The following is a 15848-nucleotide window of genomic DNA, read 5'->3' as shown; positions in this document are numbered from 1 at the left end:
GAGGAAACCAATATGAATATCGCAAAAACTTTAGATGCAAAAGGCCTAGCTTGCCCAATGCCAATCGTACGTACGAAAAAAACTATCGACACAATCAATTCTGGAGAAATTTTAGAAGTATTAGTAACAGACAAAGGCGCACTAAATGACTTTACTGCATGGGCTGGTGCTGGTGGTCACACAATAGTAGAACAAAAAGAAGAAGCAGGCGTACTGTACTTCTACATCCAAAAAGCATAAAAAAATAGCGAGTAGAGAAAAGTTCTACTCGCTATATTTTTTTCGAAAGAAGGCATTTATATGGAAATCGATTTATCGTTCGCATTTATAGCGGTCATTTTTGCACTCGGGTTTGTCGGCTCATTTATTTCCGGCATGCTCGGTGTTGGCGGTTCGATTATTAAATACCCATTGTTACTTTATATCCCACCAATGTTTGGTCTAGTCGCATTTACTGCTCATGAAGTTTCAGGGATAAGTGCTGTACAAGTGTTATTTGCTTCGATTGCAGGAGTTTGGGCTTATCGTAAAAGCGGATTGTTAAACAAGGACTTAATCATATACATGGGTGCCGCGATTTTAATTGGTAGCTTTATCGGTAGTTACGGATCTGGATTTTTATCAGAAGATGCCGTCAATATCGTTTATGGTATATTAGCCGGAATCGCAGCTGTAATGATGTTCATTCCACGGAAAACGGTTGAAGATAGTAAAGAGATTACATTTAATAAGGTATTAGCCAGCTCGCTTGCACTTGTTGTCGGAGTAGGCTCAGGAATTGTCGGAGCAGCAGGTGGATTTTTACTTGTGCCGATTATGCTGACGATCCTTAAAATCCCAACACGCGTGACAATCGCAACTAGTTTGGCGATTACGTTTATCTCGTCAATTGGCGGCAGTATCGGGAAAGTGATGACTGGTCAAGTCGAATATTGGCCGGCTTTTATAATGATTATTGCAAGTATTATCGCTGCTCCATTAGGTGCAAAGGTTGGGCAGAAAATGAACGTGAAAATGCTACAATGGCTACTTGCAGTGATGATTGGTGCAACTGCAATTAAAATATGGGTTGATATTTTTCAACAATAGGAGGTGGAGCGTATACTTGCGCTTCACTTTTTTTATTAAGAGGTAATCATTATATACATGTCGAAATGAATTAAAAGAGTGGAGATTTTGGAGGTGAAAAAATGTGGATTGAAACGGAACGATTGTATATACGAGAATTTGAGCGGGTAGATGAACAGGCAGTATTTGAATATACATCCGATAACCTTGTCATGAAATATATACCTGAAGGCGTTTTTACAAAAGAAGCTGCAAAAGAATTTATTACGCAAAATATAGGGGAGAAAGCTGAAAAATACGCTGTCGTATTAAAAGAAGAAAACATTTTGATTGGGCATATCTTTTTTTGCAAATATTTTGGTGATCATACATATGAGATTGGCTGGGTATTCAATCCGAAATTTTATAATCAGGGTTATGCGTCAGAAGCTGCAAAAGCAATGTTAGCATATGGCTTTGAAAAAATGAAATTACATCGAATTATCGCAACCTGTCAGCCTGAAAATACGCCTTCGTACCGTGTGATGGAGAAAATCGGCATGAGAAGAGAAGGGCATTTCAAAAAGTGTATTCCTAACGGAGCCGAGTGGTGGGATGAGTATTATTACGCGATTTTGGATGAAGAGTGGACAACGATTAAATAGTATACACAGGAAAGATAACCAGGGGGAAGGTTATAATGAAGCAAATAGGTATAAGTTTTTTTGTGAATGATGCCATTCATTCAGATTACTTGTTATCAGATTTATTATTAGATGTAATTGATCCAACCTGGTATTGGCAGAGTGATGGCGGCGAAAATTATCAAGTAGAGGGGGAAGGGTATAACAGAATTTTAACCCCTTTATTTAGTGTAGATGAGTTGGTACTTACCGGGGAAGAGTTCAGAGAACGTATAACTACTACGAGGCATTATGTAATCACTGCAGCTCTTAAAGCTTTCCTTGTAAAAGAAGATATAGTAGATATTCTAGATTTTCATGATTTTGAGATTAGTTCGTGCCAACTCGCCATAATCATAATGGACACAGGTTTTGTTTCAATTTATTTAAAAGATGAGTTAATGATTCAGCAATTCGTTAAAAACGCATACAATAAAGGGTGTACAAGTATTAAAATTATAAATGAAGATCATACATTTCCACCACCACAGATAACAATCTAACATTTTTACAGGTCTAGCGAATTTTGGTACATAACTAAAATAAATGGCGCGGTTCTTATACAGAATTAGCGTCTATTTTCATAAAAGGAGATTAATATATTGATAAAACAAATGGGAGTCGTTATGTTTACCTTGTTATTACTAATGGGTTGCAACGACAGCAGCATTAAACGAAATACAGAACTTGAAAAAAAACTTCATTCTTCCATTATTATGGTATCTGATAATAGCACGAGCGCACACTATATCGATTCTTTTGTAGATTTTAAATGGGATAAGGCCTTTTTAGTTCAACCTTATACGACACAAACAGATCTTGAAAAACAACTGGGCGTTAAATTCACCGATCCCAGCAATATTGGTACGAGAGATGATATTTACCTATTGATCTTCGTTAATGAAAATAAAGTAGTTCAATATGCAGAAATTGAACGTTTAAAAACTACTTTCTCGTTAGGTGATAAAGAGTATCTTGAACCTTCAAATGATATTATTTATATAGAGCGATGATGATGCAGTTATTATGAGTAAATGAAATCGACTTTGAACTAGGTTATAAACAAAAAAAGAATCCTTTAGGACCCTTTGTAATAACTAATTTTTAATTTTATTATTTCCACAATAAGGATTTTCACTTTTAAGCCACCATAAGGAAAGAATAAACCAGCTATAGCCAAGCAACCAGCCTGCAATCACATCAGAAGCAAAATGACGAGCCTCTGCTATACGAGAAAGCCCAATTAATATAGCCAATAGGATGGCCATGATCCAAATGATAAGCGACGCGCTCTTAGAAGTGATAACTCGGTTCAATACATAGGCGATAGTAATTAAATACAGCAAACCATGCACTGCATGACCTGAGGGAAAGCTATAAGTTGAGAATTGATCCACAATATCCGGACGAGGCCGTTCAATTATGCGTTTTAATAAATGATATAATGCATATCCGCCACCTACAGAAAAAATGACAAAGACTATTAATTTAAGGTCTTTTTTACGAAGCAAAATAAAAATCCATAAAACGATTGTAACAGCAAAAATAAACTTAGTTTCACCTATATAATGAAACATTGTAATAAATTTATTGCCGAATAATAAATCCGATGCTTTACTGTCAAAAGCTTGAATGAATGATGTTTGGTACGTACCCCATAAAATACAGAATACAACGAAAGAACAAACTGCTAACACATATGGCATTTTGTTTATTTTTTTATTCCTTTGCACTTGTGTCCTCCATTTTGGAAATAGATCTTATTATGGATTAGTTTGAATGAAATATACTATTATTTAACACGAATGGGTATTCCAAATTACAAAGGAATATTAAAATGTTTAATTGAAATCAACATGATATAGAAAATGGAGGAATGTTGTGGATGAAATTAATAATCGCTTTTTTAGCACTGATCGGTGGTGCGGCAGTTGCCATACAAAGTCAGATAAATGCACAGTTAAGTAAAAAAGTTGGCGTATTGGAAGGTGCGACTACTTCATTCTTGGTGGGGGCGCTTGCACTATTCTTTTTAGCTTTCTTTTTTGGAAAAGGAAATTTTTCAAATGTATTTAATGTACCAAAATGGCAATTAATCGGTGGATTACTAGGAGCATTATTTATTGTCGTTAATATTTTTTCTGTCAACCTTATTGGTGTTGCCGCAACTCTTATGGCAGTTATTATTGGTCAGATTGTAGTCGGTGCAATTATTGATCATTTTGGACTGTTTGGTGGGGAAGTATTTCCGCTAAATACCACTAAATTCATTGCCCTTGCGTTGATGTTTGTTGGAATATATTTGTTTAATAAAGCATAATGACAAATTTATAGGATTTAGGGCCATTGATAAATATATCAACATTTATAGAGGGAGGAATTAAAAATCCAAAAATTTTGATCTCGTTATAAAGTGATAAAGTAAAAGCGCTGAAGCGTCCGAACAACTTCGAGTGGAGAAATCGCTAAGTAGATAGAAAGCGCTTATTTTAAAGTTTTTCATTCCCCGCATAAAATAAGGGAAGATTTTACCGTTATTTGATTAATGTAGCTCATTTTAAGGTAAATAAAGAAACATTTTACCTTTATTGTAAATAAAATAATGAATTTTCATGTTTTTTAGGTCAATAACGGAAATTCATTCCCTTATTTTTACTATTTTTTATGTTATTTTAAAAATAAAGGTAATTCGTTCCTCTATTTATCACAGTACGCAATTCAATCGCTTTCCCCAACACCAACTACTCCGATTCAGAGTTTTTTCTATTGGTTTATCCCTAACTTATGATGATTATTCTTAAAAATATCATTTTTGTAAAAATTATGAAACTTTAGTTATTTCATTCCGTAGATAAATTGAAGGGAGAAATCCAATGAAAAAGATGTGGTCAATTTCTGCTTTTGAATTTTGCGGGTTAGCCACACTTATTGATACAAAAGAAGTAGTTGCTACAGTTATAGTTCAAGAAATTACATTGTGCTAATGAAGAGTTAACGTAAGGTGGTATTCTTTTGAAAAAAATATTATTAATTTTAGCTGTTTCTGTCGCTGTTTGTTTTATATATTTTTATAAACCACCTGTACTAAGTTCAGACGCAGCTCTATTTCATGCAGAAAAATTTTTATTAAATCCTAATGAAGAAGAATGGGGAACGGTAACATTCAATGGGCTGGAAGAAATTCCGGAAGAAAATATAGGTGTAAATCTTTCACAAAAATCTGGATTTTGGAATGAATTATTAAATAGAATGCAGTGGGAAGTGTCGATAAAATCACCTGAAATGAATTCAACTATTGTGTTAGATGCACATACTGGGAAATTCATAAGTTATTTCGGGGCATTTAGCTAATTTTAAGTTAAATTTTAGTGATTATATGAAACAATGCTAGATCTAATATTTAAATTAAAGGGGAAATTTAAATGAAGACCAATTACTCGCCTCGTCTAGTTTTATCAATAATAGCCATATTAATTCTGATCAGTACACCTGTTTTCGGACTCATCTTTCCTATTTTCTATGTTCAGACATTTATTTATGATCCATCGACAATTGTACTCTATCCAGGTAGTACAAATTATAGAATAGTTATGGCTGCTTGTTTAATATTAATTATTGGATTGATGATTCCTATCATTAAACAGAATAAATTTACTTATAGCCTCATGACTGCTTTTATAGCAGGTGGCCTCTTTGTTTTTTATTTATCGATTTTAACTTATACCTATATAGGAAAAGAACAGGTTGTTTCAAATAAATTATTTGATGATAAAACATTTCAATGGTCTGAAATTGAAGAGGTAGTATTCGAATATTACGTTGACGATATCGGTTCACATGAAGAATATATCTTTACTTCAGTTGATGGAAGTTCACTTCGCATTCCTGTAACTAAACAGTATCTTCAGGAAGATAAAAGTGAAATTTATAGGATAGCTAAAGCAAATAATATCCGGTTTATTGAGCAGGAGAAGAAGTAAGGGCTTTTCAGTTTATTATATTTAGCTTTATAAACTTCTAGGAGGTCATCATGGAATTTTATACATTTAATAAAGAGAGCGGCAAAAAGATTTCACAATTTAATTCGGATTTTATTATTTCCCGTATTATTGAAACAACTAAAGAAACGAACATTGGGTGTATGCACTTAAATCAAAATGGAATTGTAGGCTATCATCAAGCAGTAGTTCCTCAACTCCTTTTAATTTTGAACGGAGAGGGCTATGTTCGGAATGAAAAAGAGGAATATTTTAAAGTTTCGACTGGGGATGCTGTTTTTTGGGAGAAAGACGAATGGCACGAAACGAAAACGGATGAGGGGTTAACGGCTATAGTCATTCAAAGTAAGTAACTGACGCCTAATTTATTTATGCCCCTAAAGTAAGATAGTAAAAGTTTGAATTCTTAATGCCAAAAGGAGATTCATATGGAAGAATTATTAAATAAAGCGCGGTTAGTAGCAACTAAGGCTGTAATGGATGCGGGGAATATAGCAAAAGAGCGTTTTGGTAAAGTTACAAGTATGGAAGAAAAAGATGATTTTGGGGATATAATAACTGAAGTAGATCATTTAGCTGAAGCTGTAATATTAAACGCATTAACGAGTGCTTTTCCTGACCATAAAATACATAGTGAAGAAGCAGGGGATAATGGCTTACAGAGTGAGTGGTTATGGCAAGTGGACCCATTGGACGGAACGAATAATTTTGCCATTGGGCTTCCTGTATTTACTGCTTCTATAACACTATTACATAAACATGAACCGGTTCTTGGTGTTATCTATGAACCGATGGTAGATCGGTTATTTATATCTAGTGTTAACGGTGGTTCATTTTGTAATGATACAGCATTAAATGTTATGAAGAGAGATCATCCGAAAAAGTTTACGATTGCTTGGATACAGGGTCACAAAGTGCAGAATGATGAAAAGGCTGTAATATTACGACAATATATCGATGTGAATTGTAAAAGGATGATGAGACTTTGGGCTCCTACTCTGCAGTGGTGTATGCTTGCAAAAGGCGATATAGACGGAATTATCCTATATAACTCAGAAGGGGATGACTTGTATTCCGGCATACTTATGGTAAAAGAAGCGGGGGGAATTGTCATTGACTTTGAAGGAAATGACTTCACAGGCATGAGCAATGAACCTTACTTAATTGCTTGCCATCCAGACAATAAGGATTACTTCTTAGATATGGTTCGAAAAGGATTAAATAGTTCTACAGAATCGCTACATATTATTTAAAAAATATGGACAGTTCATTTGGTTCCGAATGATCTTTATGATTGGGTTTGCCGGCTTGTTCTTTGAGTGGATTTATTGGAAGCACAATCTAGAGCTAGCTATGCTTGCACATATGTTTGCACATATTTCCATGAATTTACTTATGATGTTGTACTCCTTTTTTATATAAAAACTCAATAAAGGACATAACTTTTTTTAACAAATAAGTTATGTCCTTTAATATATACTGAAATATCTCTATAAACGTTTAATCATATGTCTGAACTAAAAATCCATTTTCCTCATCCCATTCATCCAGGCTCTAAATGAGCGTATTTTACCTCTCTATGAGTAAAAACCCCTTGCTGTCGTAATAAATAGTGAAACTTCTTTTAATCTCTTTTGATATTTGGGAATCAGACAAGGTTAACTTAACTCTCATTTTGCCAAGCAATTAAAAAACAAAGGTTAACTTAACTCTCATTTTGCAAAGCAATTAAAAAACAAAGGTTAACTCTCGTTATTTTGGGAAAGTAATAAAGTATGACCGAAAAATATAAATAGGCTTTCTAACTTGCAAGTTTGAAAATCTATCAAGGAGGTTCATATTTTATGGGTAATAAAGAGAGAACAGTTGGTGAATTGATGCTGGACCAACTATCTATGTTTGGCGTTAAACGGATATACGGGGTAGTGGGAGATACCACTTTCGGACTCATAGATGCACTGGCTAAGCAGGATAAAATACAATACATTGCAGTTAAGCATGAGTCGACAGCTGCTTTTATGGCGTCTGCAGAAGCAAAACTGACAGGCGGGCTTGGGGTATGCACCGCGACGATGGGACCTGGTGCAGCTAACCTTTTAAATGGACTTGGCGATGCACATGCAGATAGAGCACCGGTGTTAGCTATTACGGGACAGGCCCAAAGCGATAAAATTGGGACGGAATATCCACAATATGTGGACCAGCAGGAGCTAATGAAGCCCTTTGCTGCTTACTCTGCTAATCTGGCTAATCCAGATGCGACAATTGAGGTTCTGCAAAAAGCGGCAAGAACATCACTCGGACAGCGGGTAGTCACACATCTATCTATACCGAAGGACATTTTCATGATGCCGGCTAAAGGGGAGCCGCGTCCATTGCCTAATGTAATAGAAGGGGCTTCCAATTTTACGAAAGAAAGCTTAGAACATGCAATCGGAATTATGAAAACAGCCAAGCAGCCAATGATTTTGGCAGGCTTAGGTGCTACATCCGTATCAGAGGAGTTGGAAACACTAGCAAATCTGTGGGGGGCTGGAATCCTAACAAGCTTAGGTGGCAAAGGCTTATTTAATGAATCTTCAGAGCTCGTTCTTCAAGGAATAGGCGAAGGCGGTAATCCTTATGCTGCTGATTTATTTAAAGAGGCAGATGTGGTACTTCTTGCGGGCACAACTTGGTGGCCAGAAGGGTATGTGCCGACTAATGCAAGAATTATACAGATTGACCGCCAATTCGATAAGTTTGTAAAAGAAATTCCAACTGAGCTTGGCATCATGGGAAAAACAGAAGAAGTTGTGCCATTCATATTGGAGAGCATGCAAGGATTTTCCCGCTCAGAAGATTGGGTTACTCGTTGTCAGAAAGTTAAAGAAAAATGGGCGGAGCAAAATAAGAAGGAAGGCAGTACTACAGGTTATCCTGTCCATCCTTCACGAATTATGCATGCCTTGGACAGAACCGTGGCACCGGATGCCATTCTTGCACTGGATACAGGAGATAATACAGTGTGGACGAATCGGAACTTCCGACAAAAGGGGCAATCTGTTTTATTCTCTGGCTACTGGCGGACATTAGGATTTGGACTTCCAGCAGCGATGGCGGCCAAGCTTATCCAACCAGATAAACAAGTAGTGGCAATTGTCGGGGACGGCGGACTCCAAATGGTACTTGCAGATTTATTGACAGCTACTCGATATGGACTCAATATTACGGTCGTTGTGTTAAATAATGAGAGTCTGCAAATGGAAAGAGACAAATTAAAAGTAGCTGAGAAGGAAGAAGTAGGAGTTGATTTAACCAACCCAGATTTTGTGAAGTTGGCAGAAGCTTGCGGTTGGAAAGGACTACGCCCCGCTTCAGATTCAGAGCTGGAATCGGTAATGGAAGAGGCACTTAATACAAATGCGCCTACGTTGGTAGATGTTCGTACAGCCCAAGTATTCTTCCCGGAAACGAACTAACAAGAGGTGGTGATCGAATGAACGGTCACCACTTCACTTATAAGAAATATTATCTATTTCAATACACTGCGTATAATAACTTTTAGCTGTTTAAAGTGAATGAACACAGGGTATTCAAAGGAATGTAACACAAATTAGTAAAGGAATAGATTTTCAGATTTTTCCTTACTATCAATACTAGATTAGGAGATGATTTTTGATGGGAAACACACATCTAACAGATCCACGTAAGAAATATCATACAGGAAACTTCCCGGATCAAGAACAGAACACTCCAGCGCTCCAAAAAGATATGAGCCCAAAACCTGATTGCGGAGAACAATCTTACAAAGGGCACAATCGCCTAGAAGGGCGCAACGCCTTGATTACAGGTGGTGATTCCGGAATTGGCCGTGCCGCTGCTATTGCCTATGCACGTGAAGGGGCAAATGTAGCGATCCAGTTCTTCCCTGGTGAAGAGAAGGATGCTAATGAAGTAAAAGAATTAATTGAAAAAGAAGGCAAAAAAGCATTACTGCTACCGTATGATCTGCGAGAAGAGGGCGCCGCGACTGAAATTGTAACAAAAACAGTCGAAGCTTTTGGCGGCTTGGATACGCTCGTATTAAATGCGGCGCAGCAAATTGCACAACCTTCCTTAAGTGAAATAACAATCAAACAAGTGGAGGACACTTTCAAAGTAAACATTATCAGTATGTTTGAGACGGTTAAAGCAGCTGAAGAGTATCTAGAACCAGGTAGTGCCATTATTACAACGACATCGGTTCAATCATTCAATCCGTCCACACAACTACTAGATTATGCTTCTACAAAAGGTGCAATCAGTAACTTTACGGTAACGCTCTCCTCATACTTTGCTTCTAAAGGAGTACGTGTTAATGGGGTAGCACCAGGACCAATTTGGACACCGCTTCAGTTGGATAACGGACAATTGGAAGGTAGTATCCCTGAGTTTGGCCAAAACTCTCCACTTGGTCGTGCTGGACAGCCGGTAGAACTTGCACCGGTATATGTTCTTTTAGCTTCTGATGAAGCAAGTTATATTACTGGTCAAATTTATGGAGTAACAGGTGGCGAGTCAATAGACTTGTAATCTTAATTGTAAGAAACAGTACGAAAATCGTAATAAATAGTAGAGAAAATAGTGCTACTTTTTTCTGCTTCAACATAAGGGTATTAATCCAACAAGGATTAATGCCTTTTTTGTGGAATTTATTATATTAATGAAGTTCTTAGGCTTCTCATGAAAGAGGTGTGGTAGGCGTTAAGGAATTAGCCCATCTTATAAAGAATCTACAAAAGTTGAAAAGGAGCTAGTTGATGTGTATGGAACTTGAAAACAGACATCTAGAAAGAGATACATTATTACCAAAATATCGTGATATTTTATTGGAAAATGCTATAAAAGACTTAACATCAGGTCAAACGTTTTAGCTATTTACCTAGCAGGTTCATTAGCGAGACGAACCTTTGAAAATTACCTGATATTGATTTACATACGATTGTTAAGCTTGAAAAGAAGGCTGAGTACATAAAAGACAAACAAAATCGAGCGGTGTATTAGGGGGAGCAACAACTTGAACTTATTCAATATCATTAAAAACAACCCGGAATATTGGCTTGTTGATCAAATCAATAAAGAAGATATTTCAAAAGAAGAATACAGACTGCAATTCACACAAATTCTGGAGGAATGGGACCATCTGGAAATTGTCTATTTATCTTTACTTATAGATGAACATTTTGAAAACTGGCTGCTTAAAAAAAGATTCAGCAAGATTTCCAGTATTGTCGAATACACAAGGAAACTTGAGGATTTACCCCAAATAGATGATCAAATTGTTTGGCATTCACTTTTTGAAGGAATGCTAGATGAACGAGAATATGCGGAATTGTATGATCTATGTCGAATGGGTTCTGCCAATAAAAATATAAAGCAGCCCATTGATCAAGTTATGCAATCTATTAAAAATGAGTTGGGATCTGACTGGCGTAAGTATTGCTATTATTTCACTAAGAATGAAACTTTAATAGGGATAAGTATTCCTCATATTGAAATGGGGACAGATGACGAAGGAAGATTAATTTATTTTGGTGTAGTCCCGAATTTTAGAGGGCAAGGCTTGGGAAAAAATATTCATAAAATTAGTCTCGCATTACTCAAGAATTTCCATGCAAGCTATTATGTCGGCAGCACCGACGTACATAATTCTAATATGATTAAAATCTTTGAGGGAAATGGATGCGAACTCCGTGATCGGAAAGGGATTTATAAGATAGTTAAAGAGAGCATAGATTACCAGCCAAAATAGACGGTCAAATTCCGCTTATATTGAAAATAAAGTAAAAAATCACCAAAATAAACGGAGATATTCCGCCTATTGATTAAAAAACTAAAAAACTTTTAGGTTTTAACGTAGATAACCGGAAATACTCCTTTTATTTTAATGAAAACAAGCACAACTCTGCAGATAACAGGAAAAACTCCGCTTATTTTATTATTAGCTAGTTGCTTAACTATGGATTATATTTCGGAAGAAGTTAATTCGTTTTAATATTTTGTAAATACTGTACAAATAACTATAATAGATAAAGCATTCAAGAAGTAGCAGGATAATATGCTGTTCCAGCTTTTATGCATAGTTATTCTACTTTAATTTTTTTAATCGATTATTACTAGACTATTCACTCTTTTTTGAATATATTTTTTGTGAAAGTTGTTCCAATTTATACTATTGACCTTTTAAATTATACTTGATATTATTCTCCTATTGTTTTTAAAAAAGAATAGATTTACCTTGTATAAATTCAAGAAGACGGCTTGAAAGTTTCTACCAGCTACCGATATTAGCTGACTACAAGGAATGGGAAATTATTGATTTTTTATTCCGCTTTATTGTAGAAAAACTTTGGCCAATTGTGGTCAAAGTTTTTTTTGATAGAAAAATGCAATAGCTGAATACTAACATCAGAATGATTTTCGTTCATTCTTAACTTTGGCAAATAGGAGAATACAACATGAGAAACTTTTTTAAATTTGCAGAACGGAATACTTCCTATAAGCAGGAATCACTCGCAGGAATAACAACTTTCCTATCGATAGCTTATATATTAGTGGTAAATCCCATTATTCTAAGTCAATCCGGAATGGATAGTGGTGCTGTATTTACTGCAACAGCGCTTACTGCAATTATCGGAACACTACTTATAGGCTTACTTGCGAACTTCCCGATCGCTATTGCACCGAGTATGGGATTAAACTCATTCTTTACATTTACAGTTTGTATCGGGATGGGCATTGATTGGCAAGTTACATTAACAGGTGTTTTTGTTGCCGGCATCATCTTCTTGATTTTAAGTTTATTTAAAATTCGCGAAAAAATTATTAACATTATTCCAAGTGATTTAAAGTTCGCAATCGCTGCTGGTATTGGATTTTTCATTACATTTGTTGGATTGAAAAATGGTGGCATTATACAAGCAGATCCAGATACATTTGTTAAGATTGGTGATTTAACTTCGCCGATGACGTTATTAGCCATTCTAGGTATTTTCCTTACGATCATTATGTTAGTAAAAGGCATTAACGGCGGTATTTTCTACGCTATGGTCATTACTACAATTGTAGGTATGCTGTTCGGTAAAATCGAAGTGCCATCTTCAATTGTTGGTAGTATCCCAAGCCTTGAACCGACATTTGCTGTTGTGTTTAGTCATTTAGATGAGATTTTCACACCAGAAATACTTACAGTTATTTTCACGTTCTTAATTGTAGCCTTCTTTGATACAGCGGGTGCATTAATTGGATTAACGAGTCAAGCAGGCATGATGAAGGACAATAAAATTCCGAATATCGGTAAAGGTTTACTTGCCGATTCTGCAGCGGGGGTAATTGGCGCTATTTTAGGTACATCAACACCAGCAACAAGCGTTGAATCTTCTGCAGGTATTGCAGTTGGAGGGAAAACCGGCTTTACATCTGTAGTCATTGCTGCTTGTTTTGTTGTGACTTTATTTTTCTCGCCACTTGTTAGTGTTATTTCAGCGGAAGTAACTTCAGCTGCATTAATTATTGTAGGTGCACTAATGGCTATGGAAATCCGTAGAATTAACTGGACGAAGTTAGAAATCGTGATTCCTTCATTTTTAACAATTATTATGATGCCGTTAACTTCTAGTGTTGTTATCGGAATCGGATTAGGTTTTGTTCTATATCCAATTTGTTTAATCGCACAAAAGCGATCTAAAGAAGTCCATCCAATAATGTACGTGCTTTGTTTATTATTCATTTCATACTTTGCGTTTATCGTTTAGGAAAGAGAATAAAAAGCGCTAAATAATTTAAGGTTTCGTTACAAATATAGAAGAAAAAGAAAGGGTAGATGAACAGGAATAAATTCCTGCTTACATCTATCCTTTTTTTAGCTTAACGGATACTACCAGATCAGTTAGCTATGTGGAGTCTTTCTCCACCCATAAAACTGCATAACTTCTTTTAATCATATAAATCATTTCAATTCCCACCTTTCATATTTTTGAATGAACAAAATTAATATTGACGATGACGTGCATAATTTTCTAATTTTCTTCGAGTCTCTTCAAAGACTTTTTTCGCATGTTTATCATGATGTGCTTTCTCAAGTGAGATCGTAGGCTCACGTTTTGTAATAGCTATCGTTACAGAAAAAATGTTTAATATCATAGATTATCACCTCCCTCTATAAATGTTGATATATCAATGGCTAGCGCCATTTCTGAGTGTCAAAAAATTTTTTTATGACACATACATCTATCGTTATTTTGTAATTCTTGATTTTTTTTACAATGCGTCCGAACGCTTCGCTAAAGGATGATCCATTAATTGGTAATAGCTATCCTGATCTAGTGCCGTATATTGATGCACATTTGGATCTCTGCGTTGCTTATGATGACGGACCCTCCCATGTCTCTAGGCGTCTAATTGCGCGTACATTCCTTCGTTCGGTCTATTCATAAGGCAGAGGCTGGCGATGCTCCTTTAGGGACTCATTTGAATTCATTCAACGGTCGGATGGTGAAAATAATGCCGGCTTCTCTGTGTCATCCTCTTGTTTTTGACTTCTACTAGTGATATTAAGCAGCCGTTTGGAGACTAGCGAAATCGGTCATCATTTGATGTTCGTTAAACATTGTTTTCTTTTTGCATAGGGCATGTAAAATCTTCAGTAACTTCCCACATAACACGACGATGGACTGCTTCTTTCGAAGCGGATTGATGGTGCGTGTAGTGTAATATTCATGTAGTTGTTTGAACGCTGGATTATGCAAGATTAAAGGCATCATTACTCGAAAGAGGAGGGCGCGAAGTTTTCTTCTCCCTCGTTTGGAAATCCTTTTTTTTCCCTTTTGCTGACCAGAAGAGTTTTCACGCAATGTGAGTCCCGCTAGTTTAATTAATTGGCGTGGATGTGCATATTGCGTTAAGGAACCTACCTCTGATAATAAATCGACAATTGTAACATCACCGATTCCAGGTACCGATGCTAAATATTCATAATCCGTCATTTGTTTGGCTAACTCTACGAGCTGAGCTGTTAATTCATCAAGCTGAACCTGCATCAATTTGTGCTGTGAAAGAAGCGTGGCAATTTCGAATTTGGCCATCACTAAACCTTCTGTCAGTCCGATTGAGCTTTCTGCAACCTCGACTAATTGCTTTGCCTTTGGTAACTGCGGGCATTTCATACCCTCTACCTGCCGATATAAAAATAGTAATTCTTCTGGTGATTTGCCTACAATATCTGTTGGCAACGGTGTCATTTCAAGGACCGCATACGCCATTTTCCCAAAGCTTTTAAACACTTGTGTGAATTCAGGGAAAAAGCGATCCAGCCAACGGATAATGCGATTTTGTAGGGCATTTAAATCTTCTTGAACCTTTGAACGTAAAGTCGTTCCATTTCGTAACTCAGACTCGATTCCTTCAAGATGTCGGGGATAGCTGAAACGACCGTCTCTCATAAGGCGAGCAATGATTAGCGCATCCTTTTGATCATTCTTCGTTTGCAGATTGTCATCTAATTCCTTCGAACGATTGACGTGCATTGGATTGACCATCACAAATGGAATCCCATAGTTCGTTAAAAAAGCAGCTAAGTTCATCCAGTAGTGACCCGTTGGCTCGAACCCAACGAGAATTTCATGTTTATCATAAGTTGCTTTAAGCGCCATTAGGCGTTCATAAAGGTTTTCAAAACCAATACGTGATTGCGCGATTGGAAATGATTTTTGGAGCACTCGACCTCGATCATCAATTGCACATGCATAATGTTTATGTTTAGCAATGTCGATGCCGATAACTAGAGTATTTTCAGAAACTTGATTAATTTTCTCATTCGTATTAAAATTCATTGGAATGGAGTCCTCTCTGTAGATGTATGAGTCAATGACCGTTGACACTCAAGCATCATACAAGAGGGCTTTTTTATTTTCAAGTCCCCGAAAATCTTTCTAACAGGAATGCTCCTTAAAATTATCCCCAAAAAAGAAAAAAACCGTAGAGAGAATCCCCCTACGGTAAAAAAAGACACAAAAATACCGTAGGGGCACACTTCTCCCTACGGTATGGGTATACTTAATTATAAAAATACTTTAAGCAATCCATTCCAATTTGGTCGAAT

The 15848-nt window shown here is 36.3% G+C and carries 17 protein-coding genes and 1 riboswitch; of the genes, 14 read left to right on the top strand and 3 right to left on the bottom strand.

The features are described 5' to 3' along the window. Window positions 1-12: 12 nt before the first annotated feature. The 5 genes from MKY13_RS11150 to MKY13_RS11130 all read left to right on the top strand — a co-directional run bounded on the left by MKY13_RS11150 (window position 13) and on the right by MKY13_RS11130 (window position 2743). Window positions 13-240: a sulfurtransferase TusA family protein gene (locus tag MKY13_RS11150; protein ID WP_191699911.1), complete on the top strand. Its 228-nt coding sequence runs from the start codon at window positions 13-15 to the stop codon at window positions 238-240. A 60-nt stretch (window positions 241-300) separates the two neighbouring features. Next, entirely contained in the window at window positions 301-1089 is a 789-nt protein-coding gene (locus MKY13_RS11145; protein ID WP_339212710.1) for a sulfite exporter TauE/SafE family protein, read from the top strand. A gap of 101 nt (window positions 1090-1190) precedes the next feature. Further along, window positions 1191-1712 (top strand): GNAT family protein, encoded by a 522-nt coding sequence (locus MKY13_RS11140; protein WP_339212708.1) that lies wholly within the window; start codon window positions 1191-1193, stop codon window positions 1710-1712. A 35-nt stretch (window positions 1713-1747) separates the two neighbouring features. Further along, entirely contained in the window at window positions 1748-2233 is a 486-nt protein-coding gene (locus MKY13_RS11135; RefSeq protein WP_339212705.1) for a DUF2691 family protein, read from the top strand. 99 nt (window positions 2234-2332) lie between these two features. Further along, entirely contained in the window at window positions 2333-2743 is a 411-nt protein-coding gene (locus MKY13_RS11130) for a hypothetical protein (RefSeq protein ID WP_339212703.1), read from the top strand. An 84-nt stretch (window positions 2744-2827) separates the two neighbouring features. Here MKY13_RS11130 and MKY13_RS11125 read toward each other — a convergent pair whose 3' ends face one another. Then, the gene (locus MKY13_RS11125; protein ID WP_191699907.1) at window positions 2828-3463 is read right to left on the bottom strand and encodes a phosphatase PAP2 family protein; all 636 of its coding nucleotides are present in this window, start codon (window positions 3461-3463) and stop codon (window positions 2828-2830) included. Window positions 3464-3615: 152 nt separating this feature from the next. Between MKY13_RS11125 and MKY13_RS11120 the strand changes: the two genes are divergently transcribed. From MKY13_RS11120 to MKY13_RS11080, 9 genes are all read left to right on the top strand, one after another. Further along, a complete protein-coding gene (locus MKY13_RS11120) occupies window positions 3616-4050 on the top strand; it encodes a DMT family transporter (protein ID WP_191699906.1) in 435 nt (144 codons plus the stop codon). Window positions 4051-4742: 692 nt separating this feature from the next. Then, on the top strand, window positions 4743-5081 hold the full coding sequence (locus MKY13_RS11115; protein WP_191699905.1) for a hypothetical protein: 339 nt from the start codon (window positions 4743-4745) through the stop codon (window positions 5079-5081). Window positions 5082-5152: 71 nt separating this feature from the next. Further along, window positions 5153-5710 (top strand): hypothetical protein, encoded by a 558-nt coding sequence (locus tag MKY13_RS11110; RefSeq protein ID WP_339212699.1) that lies wholly within the window; start codon window positions 5153-5155, stop codon window positions 5708-5710. A 50-nt stretch (window positions 5711-5760) separates the two neighbouring features. Beyond that, window positions 5761-6081, top strand: a complete 321-nt coding sequence (locus tag MKY13_RS11105; protein ID WP_339212696.1) for a cupin — start codon at window positions 5761-5763, stop codon at window positions 6079-6081. Window positions 6082-6156: 75 nt separating this feature from the next. Then, window positions 6157-6981: an inositol monophosphatase family protein gene (locus MKY13_RS11100; protein ID WP_339212693.1), complete on the top strand. Its 825-nt coding sequence runs from the start codon at window positions 6157-6159 to the stop codon at window positions 6979-6981. Between the two features lie 591 nt (window positions 6982-7572). After that, entirely contained in the window at window positions 7573-9189 is a 1617-nt protein-coding gene (locus MKY13_RS11095; protein WP_191699902.1) for a thiamine pyrophosphate-binding protein, read from the top strand. Window positions 9190-9388: 199 nt separating this feature from the next. Next, window positions 9389-10282, top strand: a complete 894-nt coding sequence (locus MKY13_RS11090) for an SDR family oxidoreductase (protein ID WP_191700435.1) — start codon at window positions 9389-9391, stop codon at window positions 10280-10282. A gap of 484 nt (window positions 10283-10766) precedes the next feature. Then, window positions 10767-11501 (top strand): GNAT family N-acetyltransferase, encoded by a 735-nt coding sequence (locus MKY13_RS11085; RefSeq protein WP_339212690.1) that lies wholly within the window; start codon window positions 10767-10769, stop codon window positions 11499-11501. Between the two features lie 466 nt (window positions 11502-11967). Then, window positions 11968-12067, top strand: a riboswitch (purine riboswitch). 140 nt (window positions 12068-12207) lie between these two features. Beyond that, complete coding sequence (locus MKY13_RS11080) at window positions 12208-13503, top strand: NCS2 family permease (protein WP_339212687.1); 1296 nt, start codon at window positions 12208-12210, stop codon at window positions 13501-13503. Between the two features lie 235 nt (window positions 13504-13738). Here MKY13_RS11080 and MKY13_RS11075 read toward each other — a convergent pair whose 3' ends face one another. Both MKY13_RS11075 and MKY13_RS11070 read right to left on the bottom strand, forming a co-directional pair. Then, complete coding sequence (locus tag MKY13_RS11075) at window positions 13739-13891, bottom strand: YrzI family small protein (RefSeq protein ID WP_191699899.1); 153 nt, start codon at window positions 13889-13891, stop codon at window positions 13739-13741. A 410-nt stretch (window positions 13892-14301) separates the two neighbouring features. After that, window positions 14302-15579 carry an IS110 family transposase gene (locus MKY13_RS11070; RefSeq protein ID WP_339212637.1) on the bottom strand — a complete coding sequence of 426 codons (1278 nt, stop codon included), beginning with the start codon at window positions 15577-15579 and terminating at the stop codon, window positions 14302-14304. Window positions 15580-15848 lie beyond the last annotated feature (269 nt).

Source organism: Solibacillus sp. FSL W8-0372 (assembly GCF_037969735.1).
Taxonomy (GTDB): domain Bacteria; phylum Bacillota; class Bacilli; order Bacillales_A; family Planococcaceae; genus Solibacillus; species Solibacillus faecavium.
Note: the sequence above shows the minus strand (reverse complement) of the source record. Positions and strands in the feature narration are given on the sequence as shown.

What these genes read in the sequence shown, in the direction of transcription:
- MKY13_RS11075 (WP_191699899.1), bottom strand. Translation starts at nt 13,891, where the DNA reads ATGATATTAAACATTTTTTCTGTAACGATAGCTATTACAAAACGTGAG.
- MKY13_RS11150 (WP_191699911.1), top strand. Translation starts at nt 13, where the DNA reads ATGAATATCGCAAAAACTTTAGATGCAAAAGGCCTAGCTTGCCCAATG.
- MKY13_RS11145 (WP_339212710.1), top strand. Translation starts at nt 301, where the DNA reads ATGGAAATCGATTTATCGTTCGCATTTATAGCGGTCATTTTTGCACTC.
- MKY13_RS11100 (WP_339212693.1), top strand. Translation starts at nt 6,157, where the DNA reads ATGGAAGAATTATTAAATAAAGCGCGGTTAGTAGCAACTAAGGCTGTA.
- MKY13_RS11070 (WP_339212637.1), bottom strand. Translation starts at nt 15,579, where the DNA reads ATGAATTTTAATACGAATGAGAAAATTAATCAAGTTTCTGAAAATACT.
- MKY13_RS11140 (WP_339212708.1), top strand. Translation starts at nt 1,191, where the DNA reads ATGTGGATTGAAACGGAACGATTGTATATACGAGAATTTGAGCGGGTA.
- MKY13_RS11095 (WP_191699902.1), top strand. Translation starts at nt 7,573, where the DNA reads ATGGGTAATAAAGAGAGAACAGTTGGTGAATTGATGCTGGACCAACTA.
- MKY13_RS11080 (WP_339212687.1), top strand. Translation starts at nt 12,208, where the DNA reads ATGAGAAACTTTTTTAAATTTGCAGAACGGAATACTTCCTATAAGCAG.
- MKY13_RS11120 (WP_191699906.1), top strand. Translation starts at nt 3,616, where the DNA reads ATGAAATTAATAATCGCTTTTTTAGCACTGATCGGTGGTGCGGCAGTT.
- MKY13_RS11110 (WP_339212699.1), top strand. Translation starts at nt 5,153, where the DNA reads ATGAAGACCAATTACTCGCCTCGTCTAGTTTTATCAATAATAGCCATA.
- MKY13_RS11135 (WP_339212705.1), top strand. Translation starts at nt 1,748, where the DNA reads ATGAAGCAAATAGGTATAAGTTTTTTTGTGAATGATGCCATTCATTCA.
- MKY13_RS11090 (WP_191700435.1), top strand. Translation starts at nt 9,389, where the DNA reads ATGGGAAACACACATCTAACAGATCCACGTAAGAAATATCATACAGGA.
- MKY13_RS11105 (WP_339212696.1), top strand. Translation starts at nt 5,761, where the DNA reads ATGGAATTTTATACATTTAATAAAGAGAGCGGCAAAAAGATTTCACAA.